Consider the following 14,516-nt stretch of genomic DNA (forward strand, 5'->3'; position numbering starts at 1 on the left):
TTTATATTAGATATATTTCATCAAATCCAACTAATTTTTCATCTCTGCTCCAGCCAAGTGCAACATTAGGAATTTGTTTAAGATTATTGTTAACTGAATATCCGTCAAGGGAAGATATTAATCCAATAAGCAGCAGAACATTTTCAGCTCTGGAAAATGCCACAAAATAAAGTCTTGTCAAATCATCAAAGGATCTGTCTTTTTCACTTCTTTGTGATTCTCCAAGAGAGCTGAAACAACGTATACTGTCTTCAATACTTCTGTTTTCAGGTTCAATTTTTGGAAATCTTAAGTTTTGAGTATTGAAAGTGTTCTTTTTAAATTTGCTGCCGACATCAACAATTACTAATGGAAATTCCAGTCCTTTAGATTGATGAATAGACATTATATTTATTCTGTCATCAGGCAGTGTTTCAAGAAGGTCTTCGTCAATTCCAACTCCTCCGGTAGCTATTGGAATGAAAATATTCCAGATAGCTTCAAGAACTGATTCTCTTTCGGTTTTTGAATTGGTAAATACAATATTTCCGGAATACTTATTGAAAAATCCTGTTTGCTTAATTGACCTTGTAATAGCTTCCAGATACACGATTCCTTCAACATCTTCTTGAAGGTCTTCAATCCAGGTAGTTAATTTATAAGCCAGTTCCATCAGACTTGCACTTTCAGGCCATTTGTTCCGATTTTTAGGGTGGCGGTTTTGCCAGGAAATTACAAATTCAGACAGTGAAACAGGTTCATTAGGTTCAGGTTTTAATTTAATGTAGTCTATTGCCCGGTATCTCCAGCGGGTCATGTTTCTATTAGCTAAATTCTGGATTTGTTTATCTGATTTTTGGATTATGCCTTGAGGATCAATACACTCTAAAATCAATCCGCAAAATATTGCAACTGATTTTATATCTTGCAGGTCTCTTCCTTTCGGATTGAAAACTTCAATAGGTTTTCTGAGTTTTTTAAGATTTTTTCTTAAGTAATAATTAAATGTTGGAGTGCTTCCTTTCATTTCTTTAGGAGAATATGATAAAATAGCTATATCTGATGCAGACCCGTATTCTTCATCTAATTTCAATGTAATATTTTCTAAATTTTTGCTTTTTTTAGCATTATTCTGTTTTTGCTTGTTAATGATTTGTAAGTTTGAATTGCCATTTAATGTATCGTAATAATCTTTATTCAATACTCTTCTGATTTTCAGTGATGTTTCCCCATTATTTATGAGATTATTAATTAGCTGAGTTAAATCTTTAGCTAACATTTCAGGGTTATTTCTAAACATTCCTAAAACAGGTATTTTATCTTTATCAAAATCAGGAGCAATGATTTTAGGTTTTTCATCCACTCTTGCTTTTTGATATTCTTTATCTAGTTCTACAAAATGATTGCAGTGACTGATAATATTTTCACTGGACCTGTAATTGGTTCTTAAATTAATCTCTTTAACATCAATTCCTAATTTGTCCTGTGCACGTTTTTTGAAATTTGTAAACAAATCTACAGTAGCTCCTCTAAAACGATAGAGAGATTGGTCATCATCACCTACAACAGTTATACTGCCGTTGTTTTTTAGGGCACACTGGGCTATTGTAAAGTAAATATCTTCCTGAATCAGATTGGTGTCCTGATATTCGTCAATTAGAATGATTTTTATACTGTCTAAAAAAATGTCCAGTTTATGATTTTTAAGTTTGTTTAAGAATTTGGATTCGAGCATCGGGAAATCTATAATGTTTCTATTTTGCAGTTCTGCTTCGTAATCTTTTATACAGTTAAGAGTTAAGTTAGCTCCGCTGCCCTTTTCAAATTTATCATAGATTTCATCAAAGTTCACCTGGTCATAATACATCCTATTCTTCATATTCAAAATGATTTCTGCCATTTTTGAAGGTTCTTCCAGCTTTTCTTTAGGTGTAAAACTTTTAAGATATTCCTTTAAATTTTCATTTAAGTATCTGTTGTCTTTAAGAAGAATATTTGTCATAGCTGACTTTGTAACAAATTCTTCAATTACTAATGGCTGATTTGTTCCGGGCTCTCTATGAATTCTCAGCAAATCTTCAGCTACACTGTCAGTAGTTCCAATATTGATTTTGTTTAAGTCTATCTTTTTTTCAATGAAATTCATTAATTCCAGTTCTTTAATAGGGTCATCTTCAACAATATTTTCTAAAAGATAGTTTTTAATCTGGTCTCCCCAACTTAAAATACGTGAATGTAACTCGTTTGCTGCTTTTCTGGTGAAAGTAGTTGCTAAAATTTCATCTGGAGCAATATCATCAACAAAAATATATTTAAGTATTTTAAGTACAATTACAGTAGTTTTTCCAGATCCGGGGCCTGCTACTATAAAAAGGGAGTCATTTGCATCAGATGAAATGGCTTTTTTTTGATCTTTATTTGAAGAAATGTTTCTTTTTAGTGTATTTACAACAATATCCTCAAATTCTTCATAACTAATCATTATTGTCCTCATTTTGTTAATTATTTATTATTTATATATGTTAACTATATAAACTGCTCTACAGAGCATTTGATAAGTATCATTTACACGAATAATTTAAATATTTAATTTATTCATATATTATTTTATAATAAATAACTGTTTTTCAAGATTATTATGACAAAATCAACAATTGACATGTTTAAAAATGATGTAAGGTATAGGGACAGAATAGCTCATGTAGAAACTATTCCTGCCAGAAAAGCCAGCTATAAGAAAGTTGAGAATTTAAATCCTAAAATTGTTGATTATTTAAAATCTAAAAATGCTAAATTATATAAACATCAGGCAGAAACTTATGAAGCTATTCAAAAAGATGAAAATGTAATTATTACAACGCCGACAGCTTCAGGTAAAACATTGGCTTTCAATTTACCTATTATGGAAACAATGATTGAAGATAATAAGGCTACAGCATTATACATTTACCCTGCAAAGGCACTGTCAAATGACCAGCTTCATGTTTTGGAAAATCTTGAAAAATCTCTTGATATTAAAATTAATCCACATACTTATGATGGAGACACTCCAAAATCTAAAAGATATGATATTCGTCAGAAATCAAGGATTATTTTAACTAATCCGTATCAGCTGCATCTTATTTTGTCATGGCATCATCAGTGGAAGCGTTTTTACAGCAATCTGAAATTCATAGTCATTGATGAGTCCCATTATTATAAAGGTATTTTTGGTTCAAATGTAGCTTATCTTATTCGCAGATTAAAAAGAATAGCTAATTTCTATGGGTCTGATCCGCAGTTTATATTGTCTTCTGCAACATTAGCTAATCCATTGGAACTGGCTAACAGATTAACTGGTGAAGAATTTAAATTAGTAGATAATGATACCTCTCCAAGCGGAGAAAAAGATTTTATATTGTATAATCCATTTAGAAATTACAGAAGAAAAAAACACAATAACTCTGAAGCACCTTCTGTGCATATGGAAACAGAAAATATCTTTGTTTACTTAATGTTAAAAGACATTCAAACATTATGTTTCACTGTTTCACGTAAAATAACAGAGTTAATAGCTATGTGGGCTAAAAAAGATATGGATAATATCAAAAGGAAATTAACTCATAGAATAACTGCATACAGGGCAGGTTATCAGGCAGATGAAAGACGTGAAATTGAAGACGGCTTAAAATCACGCAAATACTTGGGGGTTACCTGTACAAATGCTCTGGAATTAGGTATTAATATCGGTTCACTTGATGCAGTGATTATTTCAGGATATCCCGGAACTATGATTTCCACATGGCAGCAAAGCGGAAGAGCAGGAAGAAGTAATCAGAAATCATTAGCTATTTTAGTTGCTTTTGAAAATCAGCTGGACCAGTATTTCATGAAGAATCCTGATTTCTTTTTTGATAAACCTCATGAAAATGTAATTATTGATTTGTCAAACCATATATTGCAGGAAGCACATTTATTGTGTGCTGCTAAAGAGTTAACTCTTAAAAAAGATGAAGCTATGAATTATTTCGGAGCAGATAAAAAAGTTTTGGATAAATTAGTTTCTAAAAAAGATTTATATCAGAATCCTCGTGGAGATTATATTTATCCATATGATGACAATCCTGCAATGTCACATTCTTTGGACCAGTTATCCAATGATGAATTCAGAGTTATGAATAATGGTAAACTTTTAGAGGTTATGGAACGTTCACAGGTATATAGGGAAGCACATGAAGGAGCTATTTTAATTAATAAAGGGGAAACATATCATGTAGACAGTGTTAATTTAGATAGTCGTTTTGTAAATGTTTCTAAAAATACTGTAGATTATCATACTATGGTTTTAAATAAGGTACACATCAATATTGAGAAAAAATTATCTAAAACCCGATATGGTGATTTAAAAATCCATTTTGGTGAATTAACCGTAGAAGAAGATTATTACAGATATAAGAAAATGCATTTTTCAAAAGTAATTGGGCAGTTTAATTTAAATTTGCCTCCTTTAAAATTCAGAACAAAAGGATTATGGTTTACAATTCCAAGGGAAGTTAAAAATAAACTTGAAGATTTATATAAAGATGAAGAGGAAGTCTTTGAAGGAGGACTTCACGGTGCAGAACATGCATTAATCGGTTTATTTCCGCTTCATGTAATGTGTGACAGATTTGATATTGGTGGATTATCTACAAATTATCATGAAGATACTCAGGAAGCTACAATATTCATTTATGATGCTTATGAAGGTGGAATTGGAATAACACAGAAGGCTGTTGATGTTTTTGTTGATTTATTAAAATCTACAAGAGATTTACTTAAAAATTGTGATTGTCATAATGGATGCCCTTCATGTATTTACTCTCCGAAATGCGGAAATGATAATAAGCCCCTTCACAAAAATGCAACGGAATATATTTTAAATTATATGTGTGATTTAATCTCACAAAAACAGGAAGAAATAGTTGCTGAAAAAGTTGATAAAGAGGAGATTATTGAATCTTCTAATGATAATATGAAGCTTGAAACATTATATGAAGAAGCTTATGATTTATATTCGCAGGGAGATTATTTTAACTCAAAAGAATCCTTGAATGAGTTAGTGGATATTGATGATGAATATGCTGATGCATGGGCGTTATTTGGTAGAATATTATATGAGCAGGGTGATATGAATGGAGCTAAAATGTTTACAAAACGAGCTCTAAAAATTGACTCGGCCAATGAAGATGCTAATGAATTATGGTTAGAATTAAAATAATTTATTTTATTTTTCTTCGTTTAATCTATTACAATTTTTTTGAATATTAAATGGAAATACAGTAGGAAACTTTAAATATTTTCAATGTTAATATATACATAATACGATAATTTTGTATTGGTTTTTTAATTGAATTATGGAGGGGTATTATGGTTAGTCCAATAGTAGCAGCTATTATTTCTTTCTTCTTCCCTGGTATTGGTCAAGTAGTACAAGGTGAAACCAAGAAAGGTATAATAATGTTTGTTGCAGCAATTGTGCTTTCAATTATTTTAACATATGCATTAGGCACCATTGGTAATATTATTTATTTAATATATGCTATATATGCTGCATATGATGCTTATAATATGGGATAAATTAATTTTTATCCATTTTATTTTTTTATAAAACTTATTTTTTTTGATTTTCACATTAATTAACAATATTTATTAATCATCCTAACTATAATTATAATATTAAGATTTTTTTCTGAATATGTAGGAGAAATAAAATGCATGAATTATCTATGGCTCAAGGAATAATAAATGCAGTAATAGATACTGCAGAAAGTAACAATGCAACTGAAGTTACTGAAGTTGGTATTGAAATTGGCAGATTGGCTATGATAAACCCTGAACAGTTACGTTTCATGTTAAGTGTTTTAGTTGAAAATACCATAGTTGAAGATGCCGATATTAAAATTGAAGAGATACCTGTTGAAATTGATTGTCCTGAATGTGGATTTAAAGGAGTAGCAGAACTGGATGATAAAGATCACTATGCTCCAATTGTAGACTGTCCAAAATGTGGAAATAAAAGGATATCTATTTTAAATGGAAAAGATTGTATTGTTAAAAATATTGTTATTGAGAAACCTGATGATGATTAGATAGGAGGAATTGACTATGCATAATGTAGCTGATGTAGAAGTACAAAAAAATATTATGGATGCTAATAAAAGATTAGCAGACAGGAATAAGAAAAATCTTGAAGATAAAAATATTTTTTGCGTTGATTTTGTTGGAGCTATTGGTTCTGGTAAAACTACTTTAATTGAAAACATTATTGAGAATACTGATGATAAAATTGGTGTAATTGCAGGAGATGTAATTAGTAAATTTGATGCAGGCAGAATAGAAAAACACAATGCTCCTGTAGTTGGTTTAAACACTGGTAAAGAATGCCATTTAGATGCTCATTTAGTAGGTCATGGACTTGGAGATTTGCCATTAGATGATTTGGACATGGTTATTATTGAAAATGTGGGTAATTTGATTTGTCCTGTTGATTTTGATTTAGGTTCCCACATGAGAATTGTTGTTGTAAGTGTTACTGAAGGGGATGATACTGTAGAAAAACACCCATTAATTTTCCAGACTTCTGATTTAGTAGTTATTAATAAAGTGGATTTAGCTGATGCTGTTGGTGCAGATGCTGATAAAATGGTTAATGATGCAAAACGTTTAAATCCGGATGTTCAAGTTATTAAAGCTAGTTTAAAACAAGGTGAAGGTTTATCAGAAATAATCTCTGCTATTAATAAACAAAAAAGATAGTTAAGGTGATTTCGTTGAAAATTTGGATTGATATTTCAAATGCACCTCATGTAAGATTCTTTAAGGATGTCATTAAATACTTGGAATCTGAAGGAGAAGATTTAATAATTACAGCTAGAGACTTCGGGGATATTCATAAACTAATGAATATGTATGATATAGATTTTATTTCTGTTGGAAAACATGGGGTAAGTTTATATGATAAGCTTAAGGAAAGTACTTCACGTGTTTATGAACTTGTAGATGTTATTAATAATGAAAAGGTGGATGTTGCACTTAGCAAACATTCTATTGAACTTCCGAGAATAGCATTTGGTTTAGGAATTCCAAGTTTATATGTTTTAGATAATGAACATGCATTGGCTGCGAACAAATTAACTCTTCCATTATGCAACAGGATTATCACACCAAATAAAATTGACATCTGGAAACTGATGCAGTTTGGAGCAGATCCTAACAGCATCATACCATATAATGGAACTTCCGAATTGATGCATTTTAAGAGCTTTGAATATAATGACAATATTTTCGATGATTTGGATCTTAAATTAAAATATCCAAAAACTATTTTAATGAGGCCGGAACCATCTTTAGCATCTTATTTAGATGCAGATTGTCATAAATCAGTTTTATCTCCAATTGTTGATGTATTAAAAGAATATGCTAATATATTGATATTGCCAAGATTTAAAGCACAAGCAGAAATCTTTGAAGGTATTGACAATGTTACTATTTTGGAACCTCCCGTTGATACTTCAAGTTTAATGAAAAAAGCGGATTTGGTAATTGGAGCTGGTGGAACTATGAATCGGGAAGCAGCAATATTGCAAACTCCTGTTATTTCATGTTATCCTGGTAAAACATTAGCTGTAGATCAGTATTATATAGATCAGGGTTTAATGTTTAGGTCTAATGATATTGATGAGATTATACAAAAAGCTTTGGCTTTTATTGTTAATCCTCATGAAAAAATAGATTTTAAAACTGATGATTTATTCCAGATTATTATTGATAATATTTATGATTTAGGTAATGGGAGTAAATAGTTTTTTATATTAAAATAACTAAATATTATATAATATATTTAGTTTTTATTATTATGGGCTGGTAGCTCAGATGGTAGATCGTCGCCTTGGCATGGCGGAGGCCCCGGGTTCAAATCCCGGTCAGTCCATTTATAAATTTTCAAAAAATAAATTTTAAAATTGTGATTAAATTATGATGTTAATAGCTCAGAATCATTTACAACTAATCTTAGAAGTAGGGGCAATGTTATTTGTTACATTGGTTTTTTGTCTTAATTTAATTCCATTGTCACTTAGTGTTGTAACATTTTTATCTCTCTTTTTAGCTGGTGGTTTCACACTTCTTTTTGGAGCAGATATTCTTTTATTAATTATTTCATCTAGTCAGAATGAATTTACACATCCATTTGGGCCAATTGCTTTAATGGCTATTGTTTCTGCATTTGCATCGCTGAAGGTGATGAAGAATTCGGGAGTGGATGTAAGACCTCTTAGAAAAGTTGTTTTATTATTCCTTGCAGGTATTACCCTTTTTGGTGGATTAATGCACAGATCTTTCTTAATCTTATGGATATTAGGTTTATTTGTAGGATACATCATAATATCCAAATCTTTCAGAGAAAAATCAGTTTTTACGCTTAAAAGAATTTTAATGTTTTTCGGAGCAGCTGTTGCAGGTTTCTGCGGACTTGAAATAATAGCTAGAATAACTGGAATGACTATTTTCTCTCCATTATTAAGATTAGGAAGAATTGAACAATACTCTTCATCCAGTATTAAAATGGTATTAAATAACATTCAGTTAATTGGACATGATGGTGCAGCTTCTTTCTGGGGTACTGAAGGAACTGCATTTGCTGAAGGATATATTACTTTACCTATGCAATTAATCATATTCTTTGGTTTGCCGTTTCCACTATTCTGTGGAGTCCTTGTAAATCAAAAAGATACAATTGATTATATGCTTCCAGGTATTTTCGGATATGGATTTGACTTTGGTTATTTGGGGCTTGTTGGATTAATAGTTTTTGTTTTAGGAACTATTATTATTGGTTTAAAAATATTAACCATGTATAGAGAAAAAAGAGAACATAATAATAAAAAATACTTAGGTAAGGAAGTATTATTGACTGGTGCATTAACTGCATTTATTTCACAAGCATTAATTGGTATGTTTGTGTTTAATAGGTCTATTAACGGGCTAGCATTACTTTCATTTATATTCTTAGGAGCATTAATATTAGCTAATGTTGTCACACTTAAATCAAGAACTAATAAGAATATTTAAAGAGGTTGAAAAGATGAAAGCATTAATATTATTGGGGTGTCCAGAAACCCCGTCACAAACACCTATGTCAATTTATGCAGCTTATAAATTGGCCGAAAAAGGTTATGATGTAACAATAGCTGCTAATCCTGCAGCTTCAAAATTAGTTAAAGTTTCTGATCCGGAAAAATATTATATTCATGAAATGATTGATTTGGATGATTGTTTAGCTAATATTCAGGAAGGGGAATATGATTTATTACTGGGATTTGTACATAAAGATGCAGCCGCATCTTATTTTGTAACTTTTTATCAACTTTTACAAACTAAATCTATTGCACTTGTATTTGAAAAAGATTCTGAGTTATTAAAGGAATATACAGAAACAGTTAGTGAAAATACGGATGCAAAAGTAATTTCTGTAAGAGCATTCCATAATCCAAATCCACTTAAAGTTAATTTAGATAAAGCATTGAAGGAGTTGTAGTAATATGTCTTTTTGTTTAGATACCTATCTTCAACAATCTGATAATTATGAAATTTTAGCATCACAGGCTGGTTTTAAAGATTGTGCAAGACTTATCAGATATAAATCTCCAGAAATCATTTATGTTAATGCTGGAGAAGAAATTTTAGGATCTCGTGTCATTGGTATAACTCCAATTCCTATTGGAGTTGATTCAATAAAAGGAACTGTACTTATTCCATATACTAAACCATGTTATGGTACTGCAGTTGTAGAATTGCCTGTGGATATAGGTGAAATTGAAAAGATAAGAAAATTAAATATTAAATAGATGATTTTATGATTTCTACTGTTGTTGGTAGTTTCCCAGCTGAAATAAAATCTCCAACTACTACAAAAGACAAAATATTAAAAGTATTTGGGGCTTATGATTCATTTAAACAGTCTATAAAACAAACTGTAATCTCACAACTTGATGCAGGAGTAGATATTATTTCTGATGGTCAGGTTCGTGGAGATATGGTTTCTACTTTTACTAATTTTATTCCTGGAATGATGCTGGAGGGAAATAATACAGTTATTACTTCTAAAATCAGACAGCCTACAAAAGAAATTTCTATTAATGATTTAAAATATGCTAAAAAAGTTATGAATGATTATTTTAATGGAAATATTCCTAAAGGTAAAGGAATTAAGGGAATTATAACTGGTCCTTCTACAATTGTTTATTCATCACGAATCGAGTCTTTTTATAAACATAAGGAAGATGCAATTTTAGATTTGGCCAGAAGTCTTAAATATGAAGTGGAAGCTATTGAAAAAAAGATTAATCCGGTTTATATTCAGGTTGATGAGCCATTTTTATCTACAGGGCTTGTTGATTTAAAAGTAGCAAGTGAAGCTATTGATATAATTGGAGAAAATCTCACTGTTCCATTAGCTATGCATGTTTGCGGTAATTTAGACAGTGTTTTTAAAGATTTGATTAAATTTAATATTGATATTCTGGACTGTGAATTTGCAGGAAATGATACTAACATTAAAATTTTAGAGGAAAATGCATCTTTAGTCAAAAATAAAAAAATAGGCTTTGGCTGTCTTGATACTTCTATAAATGAAGTGGATTCTAAAGAAAAAATTGAAAATCTTGTAGCTAAAGGTGTTGAAATTCTTGGAAAGGAAAATATAATTTTAGATCCTGATTGCGGGTTAAGAAGAGCCAGCAAAGATGTAGCTTTCAGTAAACTTAAATTAATGAATAATATAAAAGAGGAATATAGTTAAAAATTATCTATATTCATGTTTAAAGTTTGGATCATATAGCTTAGAAGGTGTGAAATCTCCAGGGTTTAACACATCTCCTACTACAATCATTGCAGTCTTTGTAATATTGGCATCTTTTACTTTTTGTGCAATATCCTTTAAGGTTCCTCTAATTATTTCCTGGTCATTCCAGGTTGCTTTTTTTACAACAGCTATCGGAGTGTCTTCATTGTATCCGACCAGCAATTCATCAACAACTTTATCAATCATACCAATTCCTAAAAAGATACACATAGTTGCATGATGTTTTGATAAGCTGGAAATGCTTTCACTACGTGGTTTTGGAGTTCTGCCTTCCGGACGTGTAATAATAACTGTTTGTGAAATTTCAGGTAATGTCAATTCTGTTTCAAGTACACTGGCTGTACCAAATAGGGAACTTACTCCAGGAATAATATCATATTCAATATCATATTTCTGCAGCTCTCTTATTTGCTCACCGATAGCTCCATAAATGGAAGGATCTCCAGTATGAACTCTGGCTACTAACTGTCCTTTAGAAGTTGCTTTGCGACAGATTTCAGTTGTTTCGTCTAAATTTAATACAGCACTATTGTAAACAACACATTCTTTTTTTCTAGGATTTAAAACTTCTTTGTTAACTAAAGAACCAGCATAAACAATAACATCTGCTTTTTCAATAACATTTCTTCCTTTAACAGTTACTAAATCAGGGTCACCAGGACCGGCTCCAATAAAGATTACTTTACCTTTCATAATACAATTTTTTGATTTAACTTCTATTTAATGATTATGAAACTAAAAAAGAATTTAACACCAATATTTCACTTTAATTTAAACAAAGTTTATTAATTCTTAAGATAATTAAAAAATATGAACGAAAAAGGATTTATATCAATAGAAGCCATTTTTTCTATTTTTATAATATTATTAATAGCTACATCATTATTGTTTTACGCTCAATCAAATTTGGAATCAAATAAAAATATTGAATCAACTTTTAACCATAGGCTGATTTTAGATAATTTAGCTAATTGTATAAATCAGGTTAACTCAAATGGTGACGGTTTTTCTAAAAAAGTTTTGCTGCCTCAAAAAGAGTATTCTTATAAGATTACAGTTGAAAAAAGCAAATTAACAATTGAATACTCAAATAAAAAAGGTGAAGTAGCTATTTTGCCAATTGATATTAGTAGAAATTATGAGTTATACAGCGAACGGACTTATTTAATCGAAAAACAGGATGGAAAGATTGTGATAATATGAATGATGAAAAAGGCCAGCTTAGCGGGGAATATTTACTGTTGATCGGGTCATTAATAACTGTTTTGATGATTTCAGCATTTTTGATAGGTAATGAAAATGAACTTAATATAGCTATGGCGGCGGCTAAATCAGGTGTTAATGAGGGTGTTGCATCATCATCAAGTGCCATATATCCAAAGGAAACATTTAATGAATATGATAATATGGACGGTTTAAAACATCCTTACAGTGTAAGTGTTTTGAATATTAGTTATAATTCATCGGGAATTGATAAAAACTATGGAAAACAGAAAATACAATTTAAAGTCTATGCAAAAGCAAGTCAGGATTATAATAAAAAAGAATTAGATTCAATTGGTGATAGGATTAATTATAATTTAAGAAAATCAATAGCTATAAGTTTTAACACAACAAATTCCACAAATAAACTATATAATCCTGTATTTTCCAATAATTATGTTTTTACAACAGCAAATGTGGTATGGGTTTAAATATTATTAAAAATAATTAATCTTTATGTATAGTCAGGACGAAAAAGATGAGCTTTTAAATGAGCTGAAAGAAATGGAAAGTCTTCAGATAGATATGGATAATGAAGGTAAAATTTTACAGAATGATATTATTGACTTTCTGTTAAACGGAAAAGGAAATTTGGAAGATTTGGGAGATAGAATTGAATTATATCTTTATGAATTTAAGCTGTTTTGTAGAAAACCAGTAAGATTCGGTCAGAAGGATTTTGATGTTTATTTAAATGCTGTAGATATTCCTTTTGAAAAATTAGATGCTCTTTTAAAGGATTTGGATAAATTTAATTTGGTGATTTATACAGAAATAGATAAGGGATTTAGTGTATTAAATCTAAATCTTCTGTTAAAAGATTAGATATTAAATACTCTTTTTGCATTGTTGGTTGTTATTTCATCAACAGTGTTTAAATCCATTTCTTTAATTTCAGCTATTTTTTCACAAGCTTTAATAACATTAGCTGGTTCGTTTCTTTCTTCTTTTGTCATAGCCAGATACGGGCTGTCTGTTTCAGTTAAAACATGATCCAATTTAATGTCTTTTATTAATTCCTGATGTCTTTGTGAGTAACAAAGCATTGTGGAAAAGCTCATATAATAGTTGTCATGTTCCATTATTCTTTTAGCTGTTTTTAAACTTCCGCTAAAGCAGTGAAACACTACATATGGCAGGTCTTCGTATTCATTAATAATATTCAGTGCTTTTTTCTCACAGTCACGAACATGCATAAGCAATGGGACTTTATAGTCATTAGCTATTTCAATAAAGCTAGTAAATATTTCTTTTTGTCTTGCTCGTAAGGATTTATCTTTTACATAAAAAAAGTCCATTCCTACTTCACCAATAGCTACAATATCATTAATATTATCAATTAAATGTTTTTGAGCTTCGTGCAGTTCTTCATTTGTACATTCCTGTGAAGTTACAGGATGAAATCCGAAAGTTGGATAAATAAATCCTTTATTTTCTTTTGATAAATTTAATACAGTTTGATTGCCTTCAAGGCTTGTTCCAGAGTCAATTACTGCATCCAGCTTTTCTTTTGCTCTTTTGATTACATCTGTTCTGTCGCTGTCATAATCTTCAAAATCTATGTGGCAATGTGTATCTATCATATTTTTTATACTCCAAATCTACGTTCTCTTTCTTGGTATGATCTGATAGCTCTTAAGAAATCTACTTTCCTAAGTTCTGGCCATAAACTTTCACAGAAGTATAATTCAGAGTATGAGGATTGCCATAGTAAGAATCCGCTTAATCTTTCTTCTCCGCTTGTTCTGATGATTAGATTAGGATCATCTAATCCTGCAGTATAAAGGTTTTTACTTATTAAATCTTCATCAACATCATCAACTGTTATTAATCCTTTTTCAACATCTTTGATGATTTTTTTAACTGAATCTACAATTTCTAAACGACCGTCATATCCAATAGCTAAATTAAGTTGTCTTTTGTTATAATGTTTAGTTGCTTCTTCGGCATCGTTAATAGCTTCTTTTACATTATCAGGTAATAAATCGATTCTTCCTACTACTTTGACTTTTACTTCGTTTTTATGGATTTTTTCGTGATCAACAAGTCTTTTAAAGTTTTTAAAGAATAAATTCATCAGTCCTTCTACTTCATGTTCTGGTCTGTTAAAATTTTCTGTTGAGAATGCATATGCTGTTACTATTTCAATTCCAAGTTCTATTGTCCAGTCTAAAACTTTTTCTAGAGTGTCTACTCCAATTTCATGTCCTGTTACAACATCCATATTTCCCTGAATCTTAGAATAACGTCTGTTACCATCCATGATGATTGCAACATGTTTAGGCATTTTGGAGGATTCTAAATTTCTGGAAATATACCATTCATATATTTTATAAATAAAATTTTCACCCATAATAACTACCTGAAGTAAATAATTGTCTATTAATAAATA

At 30.2% G+C, this 14,516-nt stretch carries 16 protein-coding genes and 1 tRNA gene; 13 read left to right on the plus strand and 4 right to left on the minus strand.

Annotation, left to right across the window (positions count from 1 at the left end):
• Nucleotide 1 precedes the first annotated feature (1 nt).
• Nucleotides 2-2,461, minus strand: coding sequence for a UvrD-helicase domain-containing protein (locus ACMC9J_RS08825; protein ID WP_427003264.1), 2,460 nt, complete (start codon nucleotides 2,459-2,461; stop codon nucleotides 2-4).
• 156 nt (nucleotides 2,462-2,617) lie between these two features.
• On the opposite strand from ACMC9J_RS08825, the gene ACMC9J_RS08830 reads away from it, so the two are divergent.
• The 10 genes from ACMC9J_RS08830 to ACMC9J_RS08875 all read left to right on the plus strand — a co-directional run bounded on the left by ACMC9J_RS08830 (nucleotide 2,618) and on the right by ACMC9J_RS08875 (nucleotide 10,798).
• Nucleotides 2,618-5,218 (plus strand): DEAD/DEAH box helicase, encoded by a 2,601-nt coding sequence (locus tag ACMC9J_RS08830; protein ID WP_427003265.1) that lies wholly within the window; start codon nucleotides 2,618-2,620, stop codon nucleotides 5,216-5,218.
• 149 nt (nucleotides 5,219-5,367) lie between these two features.
• Nucleotides 5,368-5,577, plus strand: a complete 210-nt coding sequence (locus ACMC9J_RS08835) for a hypothetical protein (RefSeq protein WP_019264041.1) — start codon at nucleotides 5,368-5,370, stop codon at nucleotides 5,575-5,577.
• A 134-nt stretch (nucleotides 5,578-5,711) separates the two neighbouring features.
• Complete coding sequence (gene hypA / locus ACMC9J_RS08840) at nucleotides 5,712-6,089, plus strand: hydrogenase maturation nickel metallochaperone HypA (RefSeq protein ID WP_019264040.1); 378 nt, start codon at nucleotides 5,712-5,714, stop codon at nucleotides 6,087-6,089.
• 16 nt (nucleotides 6,090-6,105) lie between these two features.
• Entirely contained in the window at nucleotides 6,106-6,756 is a 651-nt protein-coding gene (hypB, locus tag ACMC9J_RS08845) for a hydrogenase nickel incorporation protein HypB (protein ID WP_019264039.1), read from the plus strand.
• Nucleotides 6,757-6,761: 5 nt separating this feature from the next.
• Nucleotides 6,762-7,802, plus strand: coding sequence for a DUF354 domain-containing protein (locus ACMC9J_RS08850; protein ID WP_019264038.1), 1,041 nt, complete (start codon nucleotides 6,762-6,764; stop codon nucleotides 7,800-7,802).
• Between the two features lie 55 nt (nucleotides 7,803-7,857).
• Nucleotides 7,858-7,930, plus strand: a tRNA-Ala gene (locus ACMC9J_RS08855).
• Nucleotides 7,931-7,974: 44 nt separating this feature from the next.
• Entirely contained in the window at nucleotides 7,975-9,069 is a 1,095-nt protein-coding gene (locus ACMC9J_RS08860) for a hypothetical protein (protein WP_019264037.1), read from the plus strand.
• Nucleotides 9,070-9,082: 13 nt separating this feature from the next.
• Entirely contained in the window at nucleotides 9,083-9,535 is a 453-nt protein-coding gene (locus ACMC9J_RS08865; protein WP_019264036.1) for a DUF1890 domain-containing protein, read from the plus strand.
• Nucleotides 9,536-9,539: 4 nt separating this feature from the next.
• Nucleotides 9,540-9,845, plus strand: a complete 306-nt coding sequence (locus tag ACMC9J_RS08870; protein WP_019264035.1) for a DUF1894 domain-containing protein — start codon at nucleotides 9,540-9,542, stop codon at nucleotides 9,843-9,845.
• An 8-nt stretch (nucleotides 9,846-9,853) separates the two neighbouring features.
• Complete coding sequence (locus tag ACMC9J_RS08875) at nucleotides 9,854-10,798, plus strand: methionine synthase (protein WP_019264034.1); 945 nt, start codon at nucleotides 9,854-9,856, stop codon at nucleotides 10,796-10,798.
• Nucleotides 10,799-10,801: 3 nt separating this feature from the next.
• On the opposite strand, the gene cobM is transcribed toward ACMC9J_RS08875, so the two are convergent.
• Nucleotides 10,802-11,554, minus strand: a complete 753-nt coding sequence (gene cobM / locus ACMC9J_RS08880; protein WP_094516441.1) for a precorrin-4 C(11)-methyltransferase — start codon at nucleotides 11,552-11,554, stop codon at nucleotides 10,802-10,804.
• A gap of 117 nt (nucleotides 11,555-11,671) precedes the next feature.
• Between cobM and ACMC9J_RS08885 the strand changes: the two genes are divergently transcribed.
• From ACMC9J_RS08885 to ACMC9J_RS08895, 3 genes are read left to right on the plus strand one after another with little or no spacing between them, the layout of a single operon-like run.
• Nucleotides 11,672-12,064 carry a hypothetical protein gene (locus tag ACMC9J_RS08885; protein WP_427003266.1) on the plus strand — a complete coding sequence of 131 codons (393 nt, stop codon included), beginning with the start codon at nucleotides 11,672-11,674 and terminating at the stop codon, nucleotides 12,062-12,064.
• Entirely contained in the window at nucleotides 12,061-12,555 is a 495-nt protein-coding gene (locus ACMC9J_RS08890; protein WP_427003267.1) for a hypothetical protein, read from the plus strand. Before ACMC9J_RS08885 ends, ACMC9J_RS08890 begins: the two co-directional genes overlap by 4 nt.
• A 25-nt stretch (nucleotides 12,556-12,580) precedes the next feature.
• Nucleotides 12,581-12,949, plus strand: coding sequence for a hypothetical protein (locus ACMC9J_RS08895; RefSeq protein ID WP_019264030.1), 369 nt, complete (start codon nucleotides 12,581-12,583; stop codon nucleotides 12,947-12,949).
• Here ACMC9J_RS08895 and ACMC9J_RS08900 read toward each other — a convergent pair.
• Together ACMC9J_RS08900 and uppS are read right to left on the minus strand one after the other, a co-directional pair.
• On the minus strand, nucleotides 12,946-13,707 hold the full coding sequence (locus ACMC9J_RS08900; protein ID WP_427003268.1) for a TatD family hydrolase: 762 nt from the start codon (nucleotides 13,705-13,707) through the stop codon (nucleotides 12,946-12,948). The two genes, ACMC9J_RS08895 and ACMC9J_RS08900, sit on opposite strands and share 4 nt — an antisense overlap.
• 5 nt (nucleotides 13,708-13,712) lie before the next feature.
• Nucleotides 13,713-14,477, minus strand: a complete 765-nt coding sequence (gene uppS, locus ACMC9J_RS08905) for a polyprenyl diphosphate synthase (RefSeq protein ID WP_094516442.1) — start codon at nucleotides 14,475-14,477, stop codon at nucleotides 13,713-13,715.
• Nucleotides 14,478-14,516 lie beyond the last annotated feature (39 nt).

This window comes from Methanobrevibacter intestini, assembly GCF_047402955.1.
Lineage (GTDB): Archaea > Methanobacteriota > Methanobacteria > Methanobacteriales > Methanobacteriaceae > Methanocatella > Methanocatella intestini.

Excerpts from the sequence above, each read along its gene's own strand:
- ACMC9J_RS08825 (WP_427003264.1), bottom strand. The coding sequence starts at position 2,461 with ATGATTAGTTATGAAGAATTTGAGGATATTGTTGTAAATACACTAAAA.
- ACMC9J_RS08830 (WP_427003265.1), top strand. The coding sequence starts at position 2,618 with ATGACAAAATCAACAATTGACATGTTTAAAAATGATGTAAGGTATAGG.
- ACMC9J_RS08835 (WP_019264041.1), top strand. The coding sequence starts at position 5,368 with ATGGTTAGTCCAATAGTAGCAGCTATTATTTCTTTCTTCTTCCCTGGT.
- hypA (WP_019264040.1), top strand. The coding sequence starts at position 5,712 with ATGCATGAATTATCTATGGCTCAAGGAATAATAAATGCAGTAATAGAT.
- hypB (WP_019264039.1), top strand. The coding sequence starts at position 6,106 with ATGCATAATGTAGCTGATGTAGAAGTACAAAAAAATATTATGGATGCT.
- ACMC9J_RS08860 (WP_019264037.1), top strand. The coding sequence starts at position 7,975 with ATGATGTTAATAGCTCAGAATCATTTACAACTAATCTTAGAAGTAGGG.
- ACMC9J_RS08865 (WP_019264036.1), top strand. The coding sequence starts at position 9,083 with ATGAAAGCATTAATATTATTGGGGTGTCCAGAAACCCCGTCACAAACA.
- ACMC9J_RS08870 (WP_019264035.1), top strand. The coding sequence starts at position 9,540 with ATGTCTTTTTGTTTAGATACCTATCTTCAACAATCTGATAATTATGAA.
- ACMC9J_RS08875 (WP_019264034.1), top strand. The coding sequence starts at position 9,854 with ATGATTTCTACTGTTGTTGGTAGTTTCCCAGCTGAAATAAAATCTCCA.
- cobM (WP_094516441.1), bottom strand. The coding sequence starts at position 11,554 with ATGAAAGGTAAAGTAATCTTTATTGGAGCCGGTCCTGGTGACCCTGAT.
- ACMC9J_RS08885 (WP_427003266.1), top strand. The coding sequence starts at position 11,672 with ATGAACGAAAAAGGATTTATATCAATAGAAGCCATTTTTTCTATTTTT.
- ACMC9J_RS08890 (WP_427003267.1), top strand. The coding sequence starts at position 12,061 with ATGAATGATGAAAAAGGCCAGCTTAGCGGGGAATATTTACTGTTGATC.
- ACMC9J_RS08895 (WP_019264030.1), top strand. The coding sequence starts at position 12,581 with ATGTATAGTCAGGACGAAAAAGATGAGCTTTTAAATGAGCTGAAAGAA.
- ACMC9J_RS08900 (WP_427003268.1), bottom strand. The coding sequence starts at position 13,707 with ATGATAGATACACATTGCCACATAGATTTTGAAGATTATGACAGCGAC.
- uppS (WP_094516442.1), bottom strand. The coding sequence starts at position 14,477 with ATGGGTGAAAATTTTATTTATAAAATATATGAATGGTATATTTCCAGA.